At 69.2% G+C, this 13,909-nt stretch carries 17 protein-coding genes; 7 read left to right on the top strand and 10 right to left on the bottom strand.

The window, feature by feature from the left end; genetic code table 11:
• Positions 1–18: 18 nt before the first annotated feature.
• On the top strand, positions 19–1,659 hold the full coding sequence (locus Aco04nite_RS00305) for a RecQ family ATP-dependent DNA helicase (RefSeq protein ID WP_212995185.1): 1,641 nt from the start codon (positions 19–21) through the stop codon (positions 1,657–1,659).
• 60 nt (positions 1,660–1,719) lie between these two features.
• Here Aco04nite_RS00305 and Aco04nite_RS00300 read toward each other — a convergent pair whose 3' ends face one another.
• Positions 1,720–2,223 carry a hypothetical protein gene (locus tag Aco04nite_RS00300; RefSeq protein ID WP_212995184.1) on the bottom strand — a complete coding sequence of 168 codons (504 nt, stop codon included), beginning with the start codon at positions 2,221–2,223 and terminating at the stop codon, positions 1,720–1,722.
• A 71-nt stretch (positions 2,224–2,294) separates the two neighbouring features.
• Positions 2,295–2,447, bottom strand: coding sequence for a hypothetical protein (locus tag Aco04nite_RS00295; RefSeq protein ID WP_212995183.1), 153 nt, complete (start codon positions 2,445–2,447; stop codon positions 2,295–2,297).
• A 158-nt stretch (positions 2,448–2,605) separates the two neighbouring features.
• Here Aco04nite_RS00295 and Aco04nite_RS00290 point away from each other — a divergent pair, with 158 nt between their 5' ends.
• Positions 2,606–2,842, top strand: coding sequence for a hypothetical protein (locus Aco04nite_RS00290; RefSeq protein ID WP_212995182.1), 237 nt, complete (start codon positions 2,606–2,608; stop codon positions 2,840–2,842).
• 143 nt (positions 2,843–2,985) lie between these two features.
• On the opposite strand, the gene Aco04nite_RS00285 is transcribed toward Aco04nite_RS00290, so the two are convergent.
• The 5 genes from Aco04nite_RS00285 to Aco04nite_RS00265 form a co-directional block, all read right to left on the bottom strand.
• A complete protein-coding gene (locus Aco04nite_RS00285; protein ID WP_212995181.1) occupies positions 2,986–3,627 on the bottom strand; it encodes a response regulator in 642 nt (213 codons plus the stop codon).
• A complete protein-coding gene (locus Aco04nite_RS00280; protein WP_212995180.1) occupies positions 3,624–4,886 on the bottom strand; it encodes a sensor histidine kinase in 1,263 nt (420 codons plus the stop codon). The genes Aco04nite_RS00285 and Aco04nite_RS00280 overlap by 4 nt, the downstream gene beginning before the upstream one ends.
• An 8-nt stretch (positions 4,887–4,894) precedes the next feature.
• Entirely contained in the window at positions 4,895–5,635 is a 741-nt protein-coding gene (locus tag Aco04nite_RS00275; RefSeq protein WP_212995179.1) for an ABC transporter permease, read from the bottom strand.
• Between the two features lies 1 nt (position 5,636).
• Positions 5,637–6,545, bottom strand: coding sequence for an ABC transporter ATP-binding protein (locus Aco04nite_RS00270; RefSeq protein ID WP_212995178.1), 909 nt, complete (start codon positions 6,543–6,545; stop codon positions 5,637–5,639).
• A gap of 82 nt (positions 6,546–6,627) precedes the next feature.
• On the bottom strand, positions 6,628–7,842 hold the full coding sequence (locus Aco04nite_RS00265) for a glycosyltransferase (protein WP_212995177.1): 1,215 nt from the start codon (positions 7,840–7,842) through the stop codon (positions 6,628–6,630).
• A gap of 120 nt (positions 7,843–7,962) precedes the next feature.
• On the opposite strand from Aco04nite_RS00265, the gene Aco04nite_RS00260 reads away from it, so the two are divergent.
• Positions 7,963–8,427 (top strand): SRPBCC family protein, encoded by a 465-nt coding sequence (locus tag Aco04nite_RS00260; RefSeq protein WP_212995176.1) that lies wholly within the window; start codon positions 7,963–7,965, stop codon positions 8,425–8,427.
• Positions 8,424–9,428 carry an SDR family oxidoreductase gene (locus tag Aco04nite_RS00255; protein ID WP_212995175.1) on the top strand — a complete coding sequence of 335 codons (1,005 nt, stop codon included), beginning with the start codon at positions 8,424–8,426 and terminating at the stop codon, positions 9,426–9,428. The genes Aco04nite_RS00260 and Aco04nite_RS00255 overlap by 4 nt, the downstream gene beginning before the upstream one ends.
• On the opposite strand, the gene Aco04nite_RS00250 is transcribed toward Aco04nite_RS00255, so the two are convergent.
• Together Aco04nite_RS00250 and Aco04nite_RS00245 are read right to left on the bottom strand one after the other, a co-directional pair.
• Positions 9,378–10,304, bottom strand: coding sequence for a helix-turn-helix domain-containing protein (locus Aco04nite_RS00250; protein ID WP_212995174.1), 927 nt, complete (start codon positions 10,302–10,304; stop codon positions 9,378–9,380). The two genes, Aco04nite_RS00255 and Aco04nite_RS00250, sit on opposite strands and share 51 nt — an antisense overlap.
• A 2-nt stretch (positions 10,305–10,306) precedes the next feature.
• Positions 10,307–10,561, bottom strand: a complete 255-nt coding sequence (locus Aco04nite_RS00245) for a hypothetical protein (RefSeq protein ID WP_244875637.1) — start codon at positions 10,559–10,561, stop codon at positions 10,307–10,309.
• 211 nt (positions 10,562–10,772) lie between these two features.
• Between Aco04nite_RS00245 and Aco04nite_RS00240 the strand changes: the two genes are divergently transcribed.
• Complete coding sequence (locus Aco04nite_RS00240) at positions 10,773–11,000, top strand: hypothetical protein (RefSeq protein WP_212995172.1); 228 nt, start codon at positions 10,773–10,775, stop codon at positions 10,998–11,000.
• A 14-nt stretch (positions 11,001–11,014) separates the two neighbouring features.
• Entirely contained in the window at positions 11,015–11,239 is a 225-nt protein-coding gene (locus tag Aco04nite_RS00235) for a hypothetical protein (protein ID WP_212995171.1), read from the top strand.
• Here the strand turns inward: Aco04nite_RS00235 and Aco04nite_RS00230 are convergent.
• Complete coding sequence (locus Aco04nite_RS00230) at positions 11,230–12,819, bottom strand: phytoene desaturase family protein (protein WP_212995170.1); 1,590 nt, start codon at positions 12,817–12,819, stop codon at positions 11,230–11,232. The genes Aco04nite_RS00235 and Aco04nite_RS00230 overlap by 10 nt on opposite strands.
• 83 nt (positions 12,820–12,902) lie before the next feature.
• On the opposite strand from Aco04nite_RS00230, the gene Aco04nite_RS00225 reads away from it, so the two are divergent.
• The gene (locus Aco04nite_RS00225; RefSeq protein WP_244875636.1) at positions 12,903–13,844 is read left to right on the top strand and encodes a YihY/virulence factor BrkB family protein; all 942 of its coding nucleotides are present in this window, start codon (positions 12,903–12,905) and stop codon (positions 13,842–13,844) included.
• Positions 13,845–13,909 lie beyond the last annotated feature (65 nt).

The following is a 13,909-nucleotide window of genomic DNA, read 5'->3' as shown; positions in this document are numbered from 1 at the left end:
GGGCAGAATGGCCGCTCGATGAAGCTGAACATTCCCGTCTATGGGCCCAGGCTGCGCAAGATCGCGCGCAAACACTTCGGCTGGCCGTCGCTACGCCCCGGCCAGTTCAAGCCGATGCGCGCGATCCTGCGCCGGCATGACGCACTCGTCGTGCTGCCCACGGGCGCCGGCAAGTCGGCGATCTACCAGATCCCGGCGGTACTGCTGCCCGGGCCGACAGTGGTCATCTCGCCACTGCTGGCCCTGCAGCAGGACCAGATCGCCGCGCTGAACGAGTACAACGACCCGAAGCTGCGCGCCGTCCGCGTCAGCTCCGCGGAGACGCCGGCTCAGCAGCGCGAGGCCATCAAGGAGATCCGCGAGGGCCGGGCGGAGTTCCTGTTCATCACCCCCGAGCAGCTCAGCGATCCGGAGCGGCTGGCCGAGGTGCGAGCCCTGCGCCCCGGCCTGGTCGCCGTCGACGAGGCGCACTGCATCTCCGTGTGGGGCCACGACTTCCGCCCGGACTTCCTGCAGATCGGTCACCTGATCAAGGGCCTGGGCCGGCCCCCGGTGGTCGCGCTGACCGCCACGGCCTCACCCCCGGTGCGCGACGACATCATCGCCCGCCTGCAACTGAAAAAACCGGAGATCCACGTCTCCGGCCTGGACCGGCGCAACCTGTTCCTCGAGGTCGCCCAGTGCCCCGACGAGAATTACCGCTGGCGCCGCCTGACCGCCCTGCTCGACGAGGTCGAACGCCCCGGCATCATCTACGTCGCCACCCGCCGTGCCGCCGAGGAGCTCGCCGAGAAACTCACCAAGGCCGGCTACCCCGCCGACTTCTACCACGGCGGCATGGCATCGGGCGCCCGCGAGCAGCGCCACGAGGACTTCTCCAACGACAAGCTCGACATCATGGTGGCCACCTCGGCGTTCGGCATGGGCATCGACAAGCCCAACATCCGCTGGGTCGCCCACATGGCCCTCCCCGACTCCCCGGACAGCTACTTCCAGGAGATCGGCCGCATGGGCCGCGACGGCGAGGCGAGCCGCTCCCTGCTGCTGTGGCGCTCCGAGGACGAAGCGATCCAGCGCTTCTTCAACGGCGGCAGCCCCGACCTCGTCGAGGTCCGCGAGCTCGCCGCCGCCCTGCGCGCCGGCGTCGCCACCAAAACCGCCCTCAAGGAAAAAACCGGCCTCGGCCCCCGCAAACTCGGCCAGCTCCTCGCCCTCCTCGAGCAGGTAGGAGCAGCCCACGTCGACGGCACCAAGTGGACGGTCCCCCGCTACGCCCCCCTGCCCGCCAAGGCAGCCGAGGCAGCCCTCGCCGAACACGAACGCCAGCAACTCGTCCAACGCTCCCGCACCGACATGATGCGAGCCTTCGCCGAAACCCGAGCCTGCCGCACCCAGACCCTCCTCTCCTACTTCGGCGAAGACGTCACCCGCCAATGCGGCCACTGCGATAACTGCGCCGACGGAGCAGCCGAAGAGGTCGAAGAAGCCGCCGGTGACGAACCCTTCAAGGTCCACAGCACCGTCCAGCACCCCGAATGGGGCCCCGGCATGGTCATGGGCTACGAGGAGGAAAAGGTCACCGTCCTCTTCGAATCCCAGGGCTACAAAACCCTGTCCGTCCCCGTCGTCCTGGAGCACAAACTCCTCACCCAGGCCTGACCCACCCACAACAAACGGCGCCGGCCTCGAGGCCGGCGCCGTTCGCGTTCCTACGAGAGCTCAGTCGGTGAGGGCCTTCGCGAGGCTGTCGCGGAAGGCGCGCTCGCTGTCGGTGACGTCCTCGCCGCCGATGCCGAGCACGCCACCGGTTGAGGCGGCGCCCACGACGGTGTCGGCGATCTCCACCAGCCAGTGCTTGTAGGTTTCGGCGTCCTCCGGGGAGGCCTTGGCGGCGAGCAGCGTCGCTGCCTCCGCTGCCCTGGTGACGACGTCTTCGCCGTAGCCGACGGGGTCGGCGGGCTCGATGGCGGGGAGTTCCTCGCCCAGGTCCGGGTCGCCGGTTGCGGCGAGCACGGCGCCGGCCACCGCGGTGACCAGGCCGCTGGCCGAGGCGCGGGCGTCGGAGATCTTCTCCAGGCCCGCGGCCTGCTCCTGGCGGGTTTTGCGCGCGCTGTCGTGGGTTGCCACGCTAGCCGCGGTCAGCACCGACTGGGGCAGGCCGACGAGCAGACCCCACTCGGCGTCGGTGAAGCCGAACTGGGAGTACAACGGTTCGTCCGTCACGGGTTCCTCGCTTCGCTTCCGTATACAGGCGATCAGGATCTAACCCGCGGACGACCAGAGCAAACCCGTTGTCACGTTCGGGGATCGACGAGGACCTTGGCATGGGTACTTTTGCCCGAGTCGAGAAGTTCCAGGGTCTCCTGGAGATCACTCAGCGCGATGGTGCCGGTGTGCAGCGGGGTGATATCGGCACCGGCGACGCTGGTACCTCTGCCTTTCCTCATTGTCCGGCCGCTCCGGGCGATGTGACTGGCGCGGACCGCCCTGCCACGAGGAGATGTCATGGAGCAAGGATGGCCCTACAACGGCGTGGTGTGGGCACCCACCGTGGCCGCCATAGACGGGATTGCGCAGGAGCTGTGCTGCTGTTGCGGTGGTGGTCGTGCCCGCCGTGGCGGCCGTCGCGGCTCTGGTGCTCGCCCGCCGTGCGGTCGCCGTGGCCGGTGATCAGCTCGCCTCAGCTGCCCGGTTGGTGGCGGCGGTGCGCGACGGGGACCTCACCGGGGTGCCCGCTCTCGGGCAGACCCTGGGTGGTCTCGGCTCGGCCGTTGAGCTGCTCATGATCGCCGGGCAGGAGATGACCCCCAGCGGCGACACGGTCGCGTCGATACCGCCCTGATCGGCACCTGGGAGCAGTCCCTCGCCGACCGTTATGGCCGGGAATTCCGGAGAAGCTCACCGAGCGCCGCGACGGCTGGACGGTCATCTGTGATGGCCGACGCCCGCGTCGCGCTCAGTCCGGCGCCGGGCGCATGACCCGTTTCAGGGCTCCCGGCGGGTGCCGAGCAGGCCACGTTCGAAGGCTGTGGCCACTGCGGCGGCGCGATCCCGGACACCCAGCTTCGCGTACGCATGCAGCAGGTGCGTCTTCACCGTCGCCTCGCTGATGAACAGGCGGGTCGCGGCTTCCCGGTTGGAGCAGCCCTGCGCGATCAGGCCCAGCACCTCGAGCTCCCGCTGACTCAACGGTTCGCGGCCGGGCGCGGGTGACCGCAGCTCCCCCATCAGTCTGCCGGCCACCGCGGGCGAGAGCACTGACTCCCCGCGGTGGGCGGCCGACACAGCCCGGAACAACTCCTCGCGTGGTGTGTCCTTGAGCAGGTAACCGGTCGCACCGGCCTTGATCGCCGGCAGCACGTCGCTGTCGCTGTCGTACGTGGTCAGCACGAGCACCCGGGCACGGAACCCCTGTGTGCGCATCGCCCGGATCGTGCTCACGCCGTCCATCCCCGGCATCCGGAGATCCATCAGCACCACGTCCGGGTCGACGTCCCGCGCGACCACGAGCGCCTCGGCCCCGTCGGCGGCCTCCCCCAGCACCTGGAACCGGTCGTCACCGGCGAACATGCCCCGCAGTCCGTCGCGCACCACCGGGTGGTCGTCCACGATCAGCAGCTTGATCATGACGCGGTCTCCAGGCGCAGAGCGGGGACGCAGGCGGAGATCGCGGTGCCGAGACCGGGCTCGGACTCGACCTCCAGGGTGCCGGCTATGCGCTGGACCCGCTCACGCATGGCGGTCAGGCCGTAGCCGCCGCCGTCCGGCCGGGATCGCGGGACGGCGGGGTCGAAGCCGGTGCCGTCGTCGCGGACGTCAAGGGTCACCAGATCCTCCATGTAGGACAAGGTCAGGGCGACGCGGGCGGCAGCGGCGTGCCGGGCGACGTTGGTGAGCGCTTCCTGGGCGGTGCGGAGCAGGGTGGCCTCGATCTCGGGGAGCAGGGTGCGGGCCGGGCCGGTCGTGATGAGCTCGGCGGTCACGCCGTGCCGGGTCGTCCATTCGCCGACCAGCTCGCGCAGGGCCTCCGGCAGGGCCGCCGTGTCGAGTTGCTGCGGGCGCATCGCGCGGACCGAGCGGCGGGCCTCGGCGAGGCTGTCGCGGGCCAGCTTGCGGGCAGCGCCGAGGTGCCGGCGCCAGTCGGCGGGGCGATCGGCGGCCTGGTCGGCGGCTTCGAGCTGGGTGACGATGCCGGTCAGGCCCTGGGCCAGCACGTCGTGGATCTCGCCGGCGAGACGCTGGCGTTCATCGAGGACGCCGGCCTCGCGGGCCTGGACGAGCAGCTGGGCGTGCAGGCCCGCGTTCTCCTCGAGCGCGGCGGCGAGCTTGCGGTTGGCCTCGGAGAGCTCGTCGAGCATCCGGGCGCGACGCTCATGATGGCCGTCCGTGGCGATGGTCAGGAAGGTCATCGCCGTGCCGATGGAGATGTTGAAAGCCAGGACGACGGCGAACTTTCCCCATTGACCCGGCTCCCCCAGGATCCAGAAACCGTTCATCTGCGAGATCGCCGTGCAGACCCCGACGCCGGCCGCTCCCACCAGCCGCCACCGACCGCGCAACGCATAGAGAACGTAGAGATAGACCGACCAGGCGAAGAATCCGAAGAGCGGGTTCGTCCAGATCAGCAGCGCGTTCAGGGCGCTCAACCCGATGAAGAACACCGTCATGAGCCGTTGCCGGGTCCGCCATTGCGGGTGCAGGGTGGCGAACCACGCGATCCAGGCGACGGTGACCCCGCAGACCGCCAGCGACACCCCGAACGGCCGGTGAGGGATCTCGGGATCGTCCAGCGTGATGACGACCAGGACCGTCGAGGCGGCGAGGGCGGCATAGGGAACGATCATCCGCAACCGGTCCAGCAGCCCGGTCTGACCCGTCAGGCTCATGGTGTCCCTCATTCCCAGCGGAACAGGCGGGCCGCGGCGATCCCGAGAACCAGCATGTACGCCAGGAGCACGGTAAGCGATCCCCACGACGGCCACGACCCCGTCATCGCCGCGTGCAGCGCCCGCTCGCCGGCGCCCAGCGGGCTGAGATCGCTGATCGTCCGCAGCAGACCGGGGAAGACCTCGCGCGGCGTCCACAGCCCGGCGAAGAACATCAGCGGGAAGAACAGGAACGTGCCGATGCTGTTCGCCGTCTTGCCCGAGGGGGCGATCGCGGCCACGAGCAGTCCGATGGTGAACGACGTGCCGGCCGTGAGCAGGAACGCGACCACGAAACCGGCGGCCTGCCGGGGCAGCGCCACGTCGAACGCGAGCCGGCCGACGGTCAGCACGAGCGCGACGGAGGCGATCGCGATGAGCAGGTTCATCGCGAGCTGCGCGCCGAGCAGCGTGACCGGCCGGACCGGGGTGGTCGCGATGCGGCGCAGGATGCCCCGCTCGCGATAGGTGGCCAGGGCGAGCGGTGCCACCTGCAGGCCGAGCATGCCGAGGGTGAACACGACGGCGATCGCGACGTAGAGGTCGATGACCCGTGCTCCACCGAGCGCGGGGTCCGGCTTGCCGAAATCGGGGATGTTGCCGAGGATCGCGATCAGAACCGTCGGGAAGAGCAGGGTGAAGAACACCTGCACCGGCTCGCGCAGGAACAGCCGCAGCTCGGAGCGGGTCAGCTTGGCGAAGATCGACATGTCAGGCCTCCTGATCGGTGGAGCGACCGGTCAGCCGCACGAAGGCGTCGTCCAGGCTGGCCTGCTCGACGCGTAGGTCATGGGCGATGATCCGGTGGGCCACGAGGGTGGCCGAGACCGCCTGGAGCAGGTTGCCGGTGCCGGCCACCTCCAGCTGGTTGCCGTGCCGGATCACCTCGGTGACCTCGGGCAGCGCGGTCAGCAGGGCATCGTCGACGGGCAGGGACGGGCGGAACCGCAGGCGCTGCTCCGCCGCGAGGTGCGAGATCAGCCCGGCCGGGGTGTCGAGCGCGACGACCGCACCGGCGTCGATCACGGCGAGCCGGTCGCAGAGCCGCTCGGCCTCCTCCATGAAGTGGGTGACCAGCACGATGGTGACCCCGCGGTCGCGAACCGACTCGATGAGGTCCCACGTGTCCCGCCGGGCCTGCGGGTCGAGGCCGGTGGTCAGCTCGTCGAGGATCGCGATCCGCGGGTTGCCGACGAGCGCGAGCGCGATGGAGAGCCGCTGCTTCTGGCCGCCGGACAGCTTGCCGAACCGCGCCCCCAGCTTGGCGTCCAGCCCCAGGTCACCGGCGAGCACGCGCCAGTCCGCCGGGTCGGGGTAGAAGGCGGACCAGAGCTCGAGCGCTTCCCGTACGGTCATCTTCTCGGGAAGTTGACTCTCCTGCAGTTGCACCCCGACCTCGGCGCGCAGCTCGGGATCGTGCGGCTCGCGGCCCAGGACCCGGATCGAGCCGCCGTCGGGCGTGCGCAGGCCGGAGACACACTCGACGGTGGTCGTCTTGCCCGCGCCGTTGGGGCCGAGGATCCCGAAGATCTCGCCCGCGTCGACGGTGAAGGAGACGTCCCGCACGGCGGTGGTGTCCCCGTAGCGCTTCTGAAGATGAGCGACGTCGATGACTGTCATGCCTCAAAGCTTGGCCTGATGAGGCACTTCGCCGCGTCGACCAGCCGATGGGATTTCGGTGTCCACCAACTGGTTGATGCGACTAGACAACCACCTCGGCTTCGCTGGTCCGGCGGCCCGCGACGGCACCGTAGACCGAGCCCAACTGCGAGGCAACCCGCTTCCATGAGTACGCCTGCCGCGCCCGGTCCAGCGCCGCAGTGGCGTACGCGAATCGCCTGACCTTGTCGTTGACCAGCCGCCGCAGCGCACTGCCGAGCGCACGCGGATCCCGGGCCGGCACCAGGTCGCCGGTGAGCCCGTCCACGACGGTCTCGTTGAGGCCCCCGATCGAGGTGCCGATCACCGGCACCCCGCACGCCATGGCCTCCAGCGGAGCAAGCTCGAACTGCTCGTTCCAGGGCGCCGCGACCAGCAGGTCGGCGGAGCGGTACCAACGGGGCATGTCCCCGGCGGGCACCGCGCCGATCAGGCGCACCCGGTCGGCGACCTTGTACTGCTCGGCGAGCGCACGCAGCTTCTTGGCCTGCGGGTCAGCGGCGAGCTGCTGCGGGGACGGGCCGCCCACCACGACGCACTCGGCTCCCGGCACGAACCGCATCGCCTGGATGACGTCGCCGAACCCCTTGCTCTCGACCAGCCGGCCGACGGTGAGGATGCGGGGCCGCTCCGGGTCGCGCTCGACGCTCGGGCCCTCCGGCGTGAAGTGATCGCTGTCGACCCCGGCCGGGACGACCGTCAACCGCGCCCGCGGCACTCCGATGCGTACGAGATCGCGCAGCTCGTCCTGGCTCTGGGCGACCACCCGGTCCACCGCGCGGCCGAGCGCACGCTCGTAGCCGGTCCGCGACGGGCCTTTCGGTGATCCCGCCATCCCGGGCAGGTCATGCTCGGCGAGCTCGTGGAACGACTGCACCACCGGGATGCCCACCTGCCGCGCGGCGGTGACAGCCGCCAGACCGCTGGTCCAGTAGTGGGCGTGGGCGACCTCGGGAAGCCAGTCGCTGTCGAGCCACTCCGTGCGCAGCCACTGCGCGAAATCCCCCATGTGGGGAAGCAGCAGGTCGGCGGGGATCACCCGGGCGGGACCGGCGGGCACGTGCACCACCTGGACGCCCTCGCCCATGCTCACCATGGCGGGCAGATCGGGGTTGTCGCGCCGCACGTAGACCCGCACCTCGTGACCCGTCTGGGCCAGCGCGGTGGAGAGCGCGGCGACATGCCGCTGCTGGGCGCCGGCCGTGCCGCCCGGGGTGGGCAGCGGGCTCGCGTGCTCGGAAATCATGGCGATCCGCACGTGGTCCTCCTCCGACAGCTTGATTCCGGGAGAAGACCGGACTTAGGGCTGGCGTTACGCGGTGCAGGTTGCCCGACGCCCCGAAGCGTAAACATGGCGTGGGCGGGTATGCCCCCGCTCGTGGCTAACGTGCAGCGTATCGTCCCGGCCCGGCCGGATCAGGTGTTCGCGGTCCTCGCCGACGGATGGACCTACAGCGACTGGGTGGTGGGCACGGCCCACATCCGTGATGTCGATGCCTCCTGGCCGCAGAAGGGCGCCAAACTGCATCACAAGGCGGGACCCTGGCCGGTCTCCCTGCACGACTCGTCCGAGGTCCTCGCCGTGGTCCCGGACCGCTCGCTGAAGCTCAGGGCAGGTCTCTGGCCCGCCGGCGAAGCCACGATCACGTTCGAGCTCGAGCCCGCCGGCCCCGCCTCGACCAAGATCACCATGATCGAGGAATTCCACGCCGGCCCGCTCAACTGGATCCACAACAAGCTCAACGACCTGATCCTGCACCGCCGCAACATCGAATCCCTGCGCCGTCTCTCGGACATCGCCACCCGATCGGACGTCGCCACCCGCGCGGAAGGCCACTCATGACCCAGACCGTCGTCATCACCGGAGCATCCGCAGGCGTGGGCCGCGCGGTGACCATCGCGTACGCCCAGCGCGGCGCCCGCCTGGCCCTGCTCGCCCGCGGCGCCGCCGGCCTCGAAGGCGCCTCCCTGGAAGCCCGCGCAGCCGGCGCGGCCGACGTCCGCACGTACCAGGTGGACGTGGCCGACCCCGACGCCGTGCAGGACGCCGCCGACGACGTGGCCCGCACCTGGGGCGGCATCGACGTCTGGATCAACGACGCGATGGTCTCCGTCTTCGCCCCCGCCTGGGAGATCAGCCCCGCCGAATACCGCCGCGTCACCGAGGTCAACTATCTCGGCACGGTCCACGGCACCCTCGCCGCCCTGAGCCACATGCGCCCGGCCGGCCACGGCACGGTCGTCCAGATCGGCTCGGCCCTGGCCTACCGCGGCATCCCGCTCCAGGCGCCCTACTGCGCCTCCAAGCACGCCATCCAGGGCTTCAACGACTCCCTGCGCGCCGAGCTCCTGCACGACGGCAACAAGGTCAAGCTCTCGATGGTCCAGCTCCCGGCGGTCAACACACCCCAATTCTCCTGGGTACGCACCCGGCTCCCCAACCACCCGCAGCCGGTCCCACCCATCTACCAGCCGGAAGTCATCGCCCGCGGCGTCCTGTGGGCCGCCGACAAGGGCAAGCGGGAGCTCAACATCGGCGGCCCCACCCTCAAGACCCGCCTCGGCAACATCGTCGCCCCCGCCCTGCTCGACCGGATCCTCTCCACCGACAAGCAGGGCTACCAGGGCCAGCAGACCTCCGAGAAGATCGACCCCGCCACCTGGCAGGACAACGTCGACAAGCCGGCCGACGAAACCCGCGACCACGGCGCCCACGGCGTCTTCGACGAGCAGAGCCGGACCAGCTCTTTCGCACTGTGGGCAGCCACCCACAAGCCGCTGATCACGGGCCTTCTAAGCGCTGGGATCGGCCTCGCCACGGCCGGCCTGCTCCGGCGGCGCTGACCTGCGCGCCGGCCGCGACAGATCCAGGTAGAGGTCCATGTACCTGTCCAGGATCGGGTCGATGTCAGTAGTCGCCTGCTCTTCGAGCGCGTCGAAAACCCGCCCGTAAAGCTGGGTGTCAGTCTTCCCCTGGGTGGTCATCCCGGTATTGACAAGATCAATTTCGACCGTATGTGCGTCGAACAACTCGAAACCGTGACTCGGCACGATCCGCCATCGCTGATGGAACGGGATGATGCCGAGCATCACGTTGTCCTGGTGCGCCACCTCGCGTATCCGGGTTATCTGCGCGGGCATCACCTCGGGTGGACATACCATGTTGGCAAGCGAAGCCTCAGCCATGAGGAACCGGAAGCGCCGCGCCGGGTCGGAAAGAATCTCCTGACGGCGCATGCGCATGGATACGGCCTCCGGAATACCAGCGGCAACGGTGTAGTAGAGGCCGCGGAACACCGGATCCCCGAACGTGCCCAGAACAGCTCGAGCATATTCGCTGGTCTGCAGCAGACCCAGGACAAGACTCGGCTGAAAGGCTTTGATCGTCGTCGCGGAGAACTCGATCTGGTTCATCTTCCGCTGTCGTCCGGTCAAGCCTTGCGGAACCTGCCGCCAATCGGTCATTCGCTCTTGAGGCTCGTCCGCGGCCTGCTCGACCAGGCGGCGTAGCTCGGCATCATCGACGCCGAGAGCGCGGGCGATCGCCTCGACATCGCCCGGTTCCGCGGGACCGACCCCATTCTCGAGGCGGGAAATCTTGGCCTGGCTCATTCCCACGGCCTCGCCCAGCTGAGTACCGGTCACGCCCCTGCGTCTGCGATGCCGGGCGAGCGCCGCGCCGAGAGGTAACTGGTGACTCTCGGCGGGGTCGACTCCCATGGTCAGTCCTCTCGGCCCGCTCTCCTGTTTTCCGCCGCGGGCAAGAACAGCAAGCCCCGGGCCGCCTCGGCCAGAAGCTCGACGGGAATTTCAACGAGCAGTTCACCCTCGGGGAGATCCACCTTGGCAGCCGCCGCGGAGACGGCGTAGCCCTGAACAACGACGGAGCCTCGGCCGCTGTCATACACGGTCGGGCATCCTCCCGCCGAGCAGAGATTCGCAACGGGGACGAGCTTGAAGTCACGGGAGTCGGTCACGATTACATCCAACTAGCCTCGGGATATCCACGTCTGGCGAATGAGATCTCCTCCACCTCGCAGAGAGCGAACGGCGATCAGCGTTCTGCAGGATGATATAAGCCAAGCTGCACCTGGCACATCAGCCAAATTCGCGGGTGGTGAATATTGCTTCCCACCTCGCATATTGATCACGCAGAGTGAGAACAAAATTCTTCTCATTATGGCGGTGATGACCATGAATGCCCGGCTTGAATCGATCATCGAAAGCATCGGCGGAGCCCAGGATCTGCTCTACCTCGCGCTTGCGGCTGCGCTCCTGCTTATCGCGTTGCGTTTCATACGGCGAGCCGTCGCTCCGGTCGGAGCAGTCATCGAGGCAGCTGCAGCGGCAGCAGTTGTCGCACTTGCTGCCGGCATGGCATTGGTCCTGGTCGTCGCCGCGGCCATCAGCCGTTGATCGAGGAGGTTGCTGTGAGTGATTTTTTGATCGTCGTCATCGTGGCCGCTGTGCTCGTCTTCGTGGTGCTGATCGAGCTGGCGGCGGCGGCTCTGCCCGTACTCATCGTGGTCACGCTTGTGCCTCCGGAACAGCGACCGGCGCTCGCGGCCTGTTTGGCAGCGGCCGACAGCAGCAGACGCCTGCGTCTCTGGTCGGCGTTACGTGCGGCCGTCAGAGCGCGCCGCCTTCACCGATAGATGGCCTTGTTGGCCGCGCTGATCACGCCCTGGTAGAGCGCCCCCGTCAGCTTCCGGTTCCGCGCCAGAGCCGCCCGAGCGGCATTGGCCCCCGGAGCCCCGTGCACCCCGCCACCGGGATGCGCCGACGCGCTGGCCAGGAACAAGCGCTCGACCGGCGTGTCAGCCCGGCCCAGCCCCGGGATCGGCCGCAGGAACAGCTGCTGGAACGCGGCTGAGGTACCCCCGCCGAGCGCTCCCCCGACCAGCGACGGGTTCTCCTTCTCCAGGTCGGCCGGTGAGAAGACGTTGCGGCCCACGACGAGCTGGCCGAAGCCGGGAGCGTGCGATTCCATCACCGCGGTCATCCGGTCGACGTGGGTGGCGATCTCGTCCGGGTGCCAGGTCTTGCGGTGCGGGAGGTGGGTGTACGCCCAGACGGACTCCGTGCCGGCCGGGGAGTGGGACGGGTCGGCGGTGGTCATCTGGCCCAGGAGGAGGAACGGGTCCGGGGGGATTTCGTCCGTTGCCAGGTGGGCCGCGTAGCGGGTGAGGCCGTTCAGGTCGGCGCCGAGGTGGACCGTGCCCGCGTTGGCGGCGGCGGGGTTCTTCCAGGGGATCTTGCCGTTGACCGCCCAGTCGACCTTGAGGGTGGCGCCGTCCCAGCGGAAGAATTCCAGGTCCTCGACGAAGCGGGGCGGGAGCCAGCGGTCGCCGACCATGTCCAGGTAGAGGGTCGGGGCGGGGATGTCGGCCAGGACTGCTCGCAGGGCTCGCCAGTTGCGGCCGTCGGCGGTGCGGACGCCCATGGCCTGGCCGTTCGCGATGAGGATGCGGGAGACGGGGGTCTCGTACTCGATCCGGCCGCCGCGGGATTCGAGCCGGGTGACCAGGGCGTTGGTGATGTGCTGGGCGCCGCCGACCGGGACCGGCCAGCCGTGTTCCTGGCCCAGCATGGCGAGGAGCCAGCCGAAGACGCCGCCGCCCGCCTCTTCCGGGGACAGGTCCGTGTGCAGGGCGCAGCCGGCCAGGGCGAGGGTGGCCCCTTCACCTTGGAAGAGCTCCGAGCCCAGTTCGCGCGCCGAGAGGACAAGGCGGCGGGCAAGACGCAGCGAGCCGCCCACGCCCAGGGTGCGTGCGAGATCAAGACCGGTTCTGACCGGGGGGAAGGGCTGGAGGATCGCTTTCAGGATCGAGCCGGAGACGTCGTTCCAGTCGTCGTACGCGTGCCGCCAGCGCTCCCCGTCACCCGGCGCGAACTGCTCCATCGACGCCATGGTGGTCTCGAGGTCACGGTTGATCGTGGCAGCGCGGCCGTCCGGCAGCAGATGGGTGAGCACGTCCGGGGCGTGCGTCCAGTGCAGGCCGAAATCGGCGAGCTCCAGGTCGCGCAGCACGGGAGACGCGTAACCGAGCGGGTAGAACGAGCTGAACAGGTCACTGAGATATCCGGGCGCCGTCACGTACCCGGACCGGACCGCCCCTCCCGGATGCGGGGTCGCTTCGAGGACCACGACCGACCAGCCCGCGTCGGCGAGCAGGTTCGCTGCGACCAGGCCGTTGTGTCCTGCTCCGATGACGATCGCGTCTGCTCGTTCCACGGCCCGAACCTACCCCTGGCCGTTTGCCGCAAACGCGCGACGGGTAGTGATCTGTGCGCATGGCGTGACCGATGGGAGCATCGATGACAGTCGCCGCGGCCCCGCTGCCCACCAAGGTCCGACAGCTGCACTGGTCCACCTGGCGTGGGGTCCTGCGGCGCAGCGTCACCGGATACCTCGACCACGAGTGCGGCGATCTCGCCGCCGCCCTGACCTACAACGCGGTGCTGGCCGTCTTCCCCGCCATGATCGTGGTGGTCGCGCTGGTCAACCTCGTGACCGACGGCGCCACGGCGGTGAGCACGATCCTGGGCATCCTCGATGACCTCGGCGCCGGAGCCGTCGTCGGCAACGAGAGCTTCACCACGGTGCTCGACGCGATCATCGCGCAGGAGAGCTCGGCGAAAGTCCTGCTGAGCGTCGGTCTGCTCGGTGCTCTCTGGTCCGCCTCCGGATATGTGGGCGTCTTCACCCGCGCCTCGAACCGCATCTACGGCGTCAAGGAGGGCCGGCCGTTCTGGCGGCTACGTCCCGCGCAGATCGGGCTCAGCGCGATCGCCCTGGTCCTGATGGCCGCGGTCGCTGCCGGGCTGGTGATCAGCGGGCCACTGGTGGACGCGGTCGGCGACGCGCTGCATGCCGGGGAGGCGCTGCGGCTCACCTGGTCGATCGGGCGGTGGCCGGTGCTCGTACTGATCCTGATGACCCTGTTGTCCCTGCTGTTCTGGATCGCCCCCAACGTGCAGCGCCCCCGGTTCCGCTGGCTGACCGTCGGCGGGGTGGTCGCGCTGTTCGTGTGGGCGCTCGCGTCGTTCGGGTTCGGGCTCTACGTCGCCAACTTCAGCTCCTACGACAAGACGTACGGCAGCCTCGGCGCGGTCATCGCTTTTCTGGTCTGGCTCTACCTGGCCAATTCCGCACTCATGCTCGGCGTCGAGATGAACGCCGAAATCCAGCGCGGACGCGCCCTGCAGGCCGGCGAGATCGACCCCGATCCACCGCTGCCGCCCAAAGTCGCGGTTTAAGCCGCCGGACGCCGGGAACCCCTTGATGGTGCGGGAAACAGTACGCATCTAGGGAGTGATTCACA

The sequence above is a fragment of the Winogradskya consettensis genome, assembly GCF_018332715.1.
GTDB classification, from domain to species: domain Bacteria; phylum Actinomycetota; class Actinomycetes; order Mycobacteriales; family Micromonosporaceae; genus Actinoplanes; species Actinoplanes consettensis.
This window is presented reverse-complemented; position numbering and strand designations above follow the sequence as displayed.

Bases quoted from the DNA above. Each gene is read 5' to 3' on its own strand.
- Aco04nite_RS00240 (WP_212995172.1), top strand. From the start codon at position 10,773: ATGACCATGAATGCCCGGCTTGAATCGATCATCGAAAGCATCGGCGGA.
- Aco04nite_RS00275 (WP_212995179.1), bottom strand. From the start codon at position 5,635: ATGTCGATCTTCGCCAAGCTGACCCGCTCCGAGCTGCGGCTGTTCCTG.
- Aco04nite_RS00255 (WP_212995175.1), top strand. From the start codon at position 8,424: ATGACCCAGACCGTCGTCATCACCGGAGCATCCGCAGGCGTGGGCCGC.
- Aco04nite_RS00225 (WP_244875636.1), top strand. From the start codon at position 12,903: ATGACAGTCGCCGCGGCCCCGCTGCCCACCAAGGTCCGACAGCTGCAC.
- Aco04nite_RS00280 (WP_212995180.1), bottom strand. From the start codon at position 4,886: ATGAGCCTGACGGGTCAGACCGGGCTGCTGGACCGGTTGCGGATGATC.
- Aco04nite_RS00305 (WP_212995185.1), top strand. From the start codon at position 19: ATGAAGCTGAACATTCCCGTCTATGGGCCCAGGCTGCGCAAGATCGCG.
- Aco04nite_RS00250 (WP_212995174.1), bottom strand. From the start codon at position 10,304: ATGGGAGTCGACCCCGCCGAGAGTCACCAGTTACCTCTCGGCGCGGCG.
- Aco04nite_RS00295 (WP_212995183.1), bottom strand. From the start codon at position 2,447: ATGAGGAAAGGCAGAGGTACCAGCGTCGCCGGTGCCGATATCACCCCG.
- Aco04nite_RS00270 (WP_212995178.1), bottom strand. From the start codon at position 6,545: ATGACAGTCATCGACGTCGCTCATCTTCAGAAGCGCTACGGGGACACC.
- Aco04nite_RS00285 (WP_212995181.1), bottom strand. From the start codon at position 3,627: ATGATCAAGCTGCTGATCGTGGACGACCACCCGGTGGTGCGCGACGGA.